Annotated in this window: 4 protein-coding genes and 1 pseudogene; 1 reads left to right on the top strand and 4 read right to left on the bottom strand. The window is 62.3% G+C overall.

All coding sequences use genetic code 11. The annotated features are described in order from the left end of the window. Positions 1 to 99 precede the first annotated feature (99 nt). Positions 100 to 621 (top strand): annotated as a pseudogene (locus Q4543_RS23580) (hypothetical protein); the annotation flags it as partial. Positions 622 to 1930: 1309 nt separating this feature from the next. On the opposite strand, the gene Q4543_RS23575 reads toward Q4543_RS23580, so the two are convergent. From Q4543_RS23575 to purB, 4 genes are all read right to left on the bottom strand, one after another. Continuing rightward, entirely contained in the window at positions 1931 to 2398 is a 468-nt protein-coding gene (locus tag Q4543_RS23575) for a disulfide bond formation protein B (protein ID WP_303442449.1), read from the bottom strand. Beyond that, a complete protein-coding gene (locus Q4543_RS23570) occupies positions 2398 to 2976 on the bottom strand; it encodes a YqaA family protein (RefSeq protein WP_216004689.1) in 579 nt (192 codons plus the stop codon). Before Q4543_RS23570 ends, Q4543_RS23575 begins: the two co-directional genes overlap by 1 nt. A 106-nt stretch (positions 2977 to 3082) precedes the next feature. Continuing rightward, the gene (locus Q4543_RS23565) at positions 3083 to 4135 is read right to left on the bottom strand and encodes a flagellar motor switch protein FliG (RefSeq protein ID WP_303442445.1); all 1053 of its coding nucleotides are present in this window, start codon (positions 4133 to 4135) and stop codon (positions 3083 to 3085) included. Positions 4136 to 4576: 441 nt separating this feature from the next. Next, on the bottom strand, positions 4577 to 5884 hold the full coding sequence (gene purB / locus Q4543_RS23560; RefSeq protein ID WP_303442442.1) for an adenylosuccinate lyase: 1308 nt from the start codon (positions 5882 to 5884) through the stop codon (positions 4577 to 4579). Positions 5885 to 6117 lie beyond the last annotated feature (233 nt).

Genomic DNA, 6117 nt, shown 5'->3' with positions numbered 1-6117 from the left:
GTCCGCCGTGGCGACCTGATCAGCCTTGGACCTCTCCGAAGGTCGGCGCTCTTACACCACCTCTCGGGGCACTACCGCATGGCAAATCTGCCGAAAGGAGAGATCACGATGGGTAACGGTGGTGACGCCCCGATGTTACCCGAGTTATTGGCCTAAAATTCATCCCATCAGTGACAGCAGACCGGCCTACGACACCCGCAAATGCCATGATGAAATCGCGGCACGCGGCGCTCATATTGCCATTCCGCCGCGCAAGGCTGCCGAGCCGTGGAAGCCCACGAGCGCCCGAAAGGATACCGTTACTGCCTCACGATACCTGCAGCGCGCACTCTGGCGAAGCTGGAGCTGATACCCCCGAAGACGCCGCGTCGAGACCAGACCTGTCGAGACATTGCGTCCTTCGTCCTGCTCGGTCAGTGGAGGCACCGTGTAAAGCTGCTGAGGCAGCGCCTCAGGGCACGGGACTCCGTCCGCCAAGTCGCAGAAACCCAAATCCGTGTCGCTGCGCTCAATCGCTATTCTGCGCTTGGCATAGCTGTCACCATGCCCGTAGGCCAAATCCGTCTGGGGAAAGGGCTAGTTCGCCCTTCACACGGTGCGACAAAGCCCCTGTGCGGCTGACCTCGGGGCGAAGCGTGGTCTCTCGGCTGGCAGCTGCACCGGGCCGCCTGTTCAGTCCCGCCCGGTTTGAGGCGGCTGTTCTTGAAGGGGGCCGCCTCTAGGCCGCCGCGAAGGGCTTAGGGCTTTTTCCGGCACTCTCTTCAATCTGGGATTCGTGGTGGCGAGGTTTCATTACGTTGCAGACGTAGCACGCGCCCTGCCTTTTACCCATTTTCCGCAACTTCTCGGCGGCCAGTTTCATTGCCCGGAGCTTGTTGGCGCGCAAGCCGGGCCCGGCGATAGCCCTGTCCCTCCGTCAATATTTGCCACCGAAGGGTGGCTAGCGTTCAGGAGCGCCGGATCGCAAGACAATCTGGGCAATGGGTTGCCCGGTAAACCCACCGGAGGCGATCTGATGGACACGTCACGCGAATACAGATGAAGACGGCGCGCGACGGACCCGAGGCCCTTGCCGCGGCCATGCCGATCCGGTCACCGTAGGCGGGCCCCAAGCCCATAGGCGCAGACGCGGATTCAGCCCAAAACAGCTTATCCGTTTGTAGGGCGACTTGAACCGCACGATGCCGCCATCCGTCCGCTTTGATCCGCAGGCTGGTCGGCGGCATTCTAACGAAACAGACCGAGCGAAGGCTTGTTAGCTCACTCGCTACATGACGTTCGAAACGCCTGTGCCAGTTTGCGATGATCTCATCGTCTCACGGAACCGCCCGATCAGCTCGGCCCGCCTGTCAGTGCAAGGCAAGCCGGGTGCTACGCCACTCTATAGCACATCTGCGTTCCTGCCCTTCGATCAATGCATGTCTTTCTGGCAGTTCGAAATGGATCGCCGCAGATTACTTTCTGCCGCAGGATCGTTCAGCCGACAGTTTCGGGCCACAGACATTTCCAATCCAATCCAGCCACCAGCCCCATCAGCGAGGCAGTGTTAAGCTGACCCCGGACATGTCCGATGTGTGGCCAGCCGACCCCGGATTATTTCAGGTCCTTCACATAGCGGCAGACGTGGCGCCCTCGGGCGAACCCTGTTCCTGCAACGATCGCGGGAGACATAAGATCTGCCTCGTTTGAAAGCATCGCTTCCGGGATCGCGGAGCAGCGACAGCAAACAATCTGGCCTCTTCATCGTCTGGCGAGACCATGCGGGCGTGATGGTGGGAAGAGGTGTCATTGCCGCTGGCTCCGGGTGGCCAGAGGATTGCCCCGTCACGTGTCATCCAATCTGCGAGAGGCGCGGCGCCCGCGTCATGGGGCCGAAGATGAAAGGATGAGCATCATTGGCTAGTATGTTGAATATACAGAATGTTATGGCTTAGCGTGACCGCCGTGCGGCAGCGATCCAGATCAGAGCGAAGGCGAGGCTGGAGAGAGCGTTCCAGCTTGCCATCGACAGACCGAGAAAGCTCCAGAGCACGTCGTCGCAGCGCTGGATCGCCATGTTCATGATCAGCTCAGCGGCCTGCGCCGGGGACATTTCGGTGATCGACTGCGAGCCGGTGCAGGAGGTGGGCCCTTGCCACCAGCTACGTTCGACCCCGGTGTGATACAGCCCGACCGCCCCTGTGCACAGCGCAGCCAGCGCCCCGGCGAGCGGCAGAAGTCGGCCACCGACGGCAAGCGCGGCAAGGCCGATACCCACGGCGGCAACATGCGGCCAACGCTGCCAGATGCACAGCTTGCATGGCGGCAGATCTTCGAAAAACTGGAAATACAGCGCGCCAAGCAGCACGGCGGCAGAGCCACCGGCTGCCAGAAGAACAAGGACCTTGCGATTGAGCATCACAGATATCTCGCGACGTAAAAGCCACCCACGAGAAGCAGCATGAAAAGGGTGAAGACAAGCCCGAGTCGGCGTTCGATGAAATCGCGGATCGGCGCACCGCAGGCGTAAAGCAGCCCGGCCACCACAAAGAACCGCAGCGCACGGGCGATGATCGCGGTGACGACGAACGTCCCCAGCGGCATCGCCGTCCAGCCCGACATGATGGTGATGACTTTGAAAGGAAACGGGGTAACCCCGGCGATCAGCACGGCCCAGAACCCGACATCGTTGAACCGCGTGTTGAATTCTTCGATGCTGTCGCTCTTGCCGAGCGATTCAAGGATCGGGCGACCAATGCCTTCAAAGAAGAAATGCCCGATGCCATATCCGGCAAGCCCGCCCAACACCGATGCTGCGGTCGCAACCAGCGCGATCAGCCAAGCCCGACGCGGCGCCGCGAGCACCATCGGGATCATCAGCACATCGGGTGGGATCGGAAACACCGACGCTTCGATGAAGGCGACGGCGGCAAGCGCCCACAGCGCCCGCGGGTGATCGGCAAGCGACATCGTCCAATCGTATAGGCGGCGCAGCATACGGAGGTCTCCACAAAGTTCGTCTTGCAGGAACCATGGAGACCCCCGAGGTGCAACCGGCGATTTCATGCCGCGCCAAGGCGCGGTCGGCGCTGTATCGCTTCGGTCACTCGTCGGCGTCGTCACCGTCTCGCAATTCAACCTCGCCAGTTGCAACGAGATCCCGGATCGCCGAAACGACCTGGTTCATGGCCAACTCGCCTTTCTTGGCATTGACCGACAGGCCTGCTGCATCCTCCCGCAGGCTTCCGGCCATGCGCTTTGACATATTTTCAAGCAGGAATTCGACAGATTTCATGTCGGCGTCAGACTTGGCGGCGGCGATCGCCATGGTCAGTGTTTCTGCAGGAACGTCGCGGGCGATCTTCGGAACGTCGATCTTCTTGAGCCGCTCAGCGATGTTGGCAAAGGTGAAGATCGCTTTGCGTACAGCCTCGGCGAAATCCTTGTCGGTGGCGTCGAGCCCTTCGAGAAGTTCGTCGCGCTTGGCACTGTTGGCGTAATTCAGAATCGCCCCGACCCGCTGATCCGGTTTCTTTTCAAAGGCTTTCGCAGGCTCTGCGTCAAGCTGGGCGGCAAGGCTCAACCCGATGCGATCCACAGCCTCCGGGCTTACGCCGCCGGTCATCGAGATCGCATAGCTGATACGGCGTGCACGATCGCCGGGCAGGCGGGCCAGCACCTTGGCGGCTTTGGAGGTTTCGATCATCGACATCATCACCGCAGCGATCTCCGTCGATTCGCCGCCGACCAGCTCGGCCAGACGATCTTCTTCCAGCTTGTTGATGCGCTCCCACGGATCTCCGGTCTGGCGTACCCCCGCTTCCTTGCGCAGACGGGCGGCGGTACGGGGGCTGATCTTGCCGTCAAGGGCCGACAGCGCGCCGGCCATGTCCCCCGGAAAAGACATGCCGACGGAATCCAGTTCATCGGAAAATTCCTGGATGACCGTATTCAGGGTCTCGCGATCGACGTAGCGCATTCTGCCCAATTGCTGGGTCAGTTCGCCTTGCAGATCGTCGGGCAGCGAGGACAACGGCACGTCGGCGCCCTCGTTCAGCAAGAACTGAACGACGATGGCGGCCTTTGCGCGCCGGGTCAGCGGCGGGCGATTGAAAGTAGGCCCGGGCAGGGCCGCGAGGGGGGAAAGGCTGTTCATTTTAAACCGCTCCATTTCTTCCGTCCAAGGGTTACCCTGACGAGGTTAATGAAGCCTCACCTCAGCCGCGGATTTCCGCAGGCGCACCAACAAAAAAGGGCGGCACTGCAAAGCGCCGCCCCTTGCTACCAATTGGTCCGGATGATCAGCCCGAAACGACCTTGCAGCTATGGGTCGCTGAATCGTAAACCGCACCCTCGGCGCAGGTCATTCTGGCGTCTTCATGCGCAGCGCAGGCCCACGCAAACGCGGGCGCCCAAACGAGGGCGATGGCGGTCAGTATTGCCTTGATCGTCATGGTGCGTCCTCCTGTCAGACTGAACGCAGACTATCATGATTCTACCGATCCGTGCAGAAAAGCCGTTCGGCTCCAAGCGCGGCCCGCCCCTTCATCTTGCCCTTAAACTCCGGGGGTGCGGGGGCTGGCCCCCGCTTGCAGTCTCAGCTTTCGCCGAACACCCGCCGAAAAATGGTGTCGACATGCTTGGTGTGATAGCCCATGTCGAATTTCTCGTTGATGCCATCGACGCCAAGCGCCGTCACCACGGCGTCGTCCGCCAGCAGCAACTCGCGGAAATCGAGCCGTTCCTCCCAGACCTTCAGCGCATTGCGCTGCACCATGGAATAGGCGTCCTCGCGCGACACGCCGGCTTGCGTGAGCGCCAGAAGCACCCGCTGAGACATCACCAGCCCGGGGAACTTGTTCATGTTGTCGAGCATGTTCTGCGGATAGATGATCATCTTGTCGACAACGCCAGCAAGCCGATTCAGCGCGAAATCCAGCGTGATGGTCGCATCCGGGCCGATGCCGCGCTCGACCGAGCTGTGCGAGATGTCACGCTCGTGCCAGAGCGCCACGTTCTCCATCGCCGGGATCACCGTCATGCGCACCAGCCGGGCCAGCCCGGTGAGGTTTTCGGTCAGCACCGGGTTCTTCTTGTGCGGCATCGCCGACGAGCCCTTCTGACCCATCGAGAAGAATTCCGCCCCTTCGAGCACTTCGGTGCGCTGCATGTGGCGGATCTCGATGGCGATGTTCTCGATGCTCGAGGCGATCACGCCCAGCGTGGCAAAGAACATCGCGTGACGGTCGCGCGGGATGACTTGGGTGCTGATCGGTTCGGGGCGCAGGCCGAGCTGTTCGCAGACGTGATCCTCGACCGCCGGGTCGATATTGGCAAAAGTGCCGACCGCGCCCGAAATCGCGCCCGTGGCGATTTCCCACTTGGCCTTTTCAAGCCGGTCCTTGTTGCGGTCCATCTCGGCGTAAAAACGCGCGAAGGTCAGGCCCATGGTGGTCGGCTCGGCGTGGATGCCGTGGCTGCGCCCGACGCGCACGGTGTCCTTGTGTTCGAAGGCGCGCTTCTTCAGCGCGGCGAGCACCTTGTCGACGCCGTCGAGCAGGATGTCGGCGGCGCGCACGAGCTGCACGTTGAGGCAGGTGTCGAGCACATCCGAGCTGGTCATGCCCTGATGCACGAAGCGGGCCTCGTCGCTGCCGACATGTTCGGCAAGATGGGTCAGGAAGGCGATGACGTCATGTTTGGTGACAGCCTCGATCTCGTCGATGCGGGCGACGTCGAATTCGACATCCTTGGCTTTCCAGACCGCCTCGGCGTTTTCTTTCGGGATCACCCCGAGTGCGGCCATGGCATCGCAGGCATGGGCTTCGATCTCGTACCAGATGCGGAATTTGGTGGCGGGGTCCCAGATGGCGACCATTTCAGGGCGGGAATAGCGGGGGATCATCGGCGGTCCTCGGGATTGCACTGGAATTGTGCGGGTCATAGGGCGGAAGGGGCCGCGCGGCAAGTGTGCAGGGGGCGTGATGGGGGCGGCGCGGTGCTGCATTGCACGCTCGCAGTGGGGGGGGGGGCCCCCCCCCCCCCCCCCGGGAGGGGCGGCCCGAGCGGGGGGGGGGGGGGGGGGGGGGGGGGGGGGGGGGGGGGGGGGGGGGGGGGGGTGGGGGGGGGGGGGGGGGC

This window comes from Salipiger sp. 1_MG-2023, assembly GCF_030547555.1.
GTDB lineage: Bacteria > Pseudomonadota > Alphaproteobacteria > Rhodobacterales > Rhodobacteraceae > Salipiger.
This window is presented reverse-complemented; position numbering and strand designations above follow the sequence as displayed.

Coding starts and splice junctions, on each gene's coding strand:
- Q4543_RS23575 (WP_303442449.1), bottom strand. CDS start 2,398: ATGCTCAATCGCAAGGTCCTTGTTCTTCTGGCAGCCGGTGGCTCTGCC.
- Q4543_RS23570 (WP_216004689.1), bottom strand. CDS start 2,976: ATGCTGCGCCGCCTATACGATTGGACGATGTCGCTTGCCGATCACCCG.
- Q4543_RS23565 (WP_303442445.1), bottom strand. CDS start 4,135: ATGAACAGCCTTTCCCCCCTCGCGGCCCTGCCCGGGCCTACTTTCAAT.
- purB (WP_303442442.1), bottom strand. CDS start 5,884: ATGATCCCCCGCTATTCCCGCCCTGAAATGGTCGCCATCTGGGACCCC.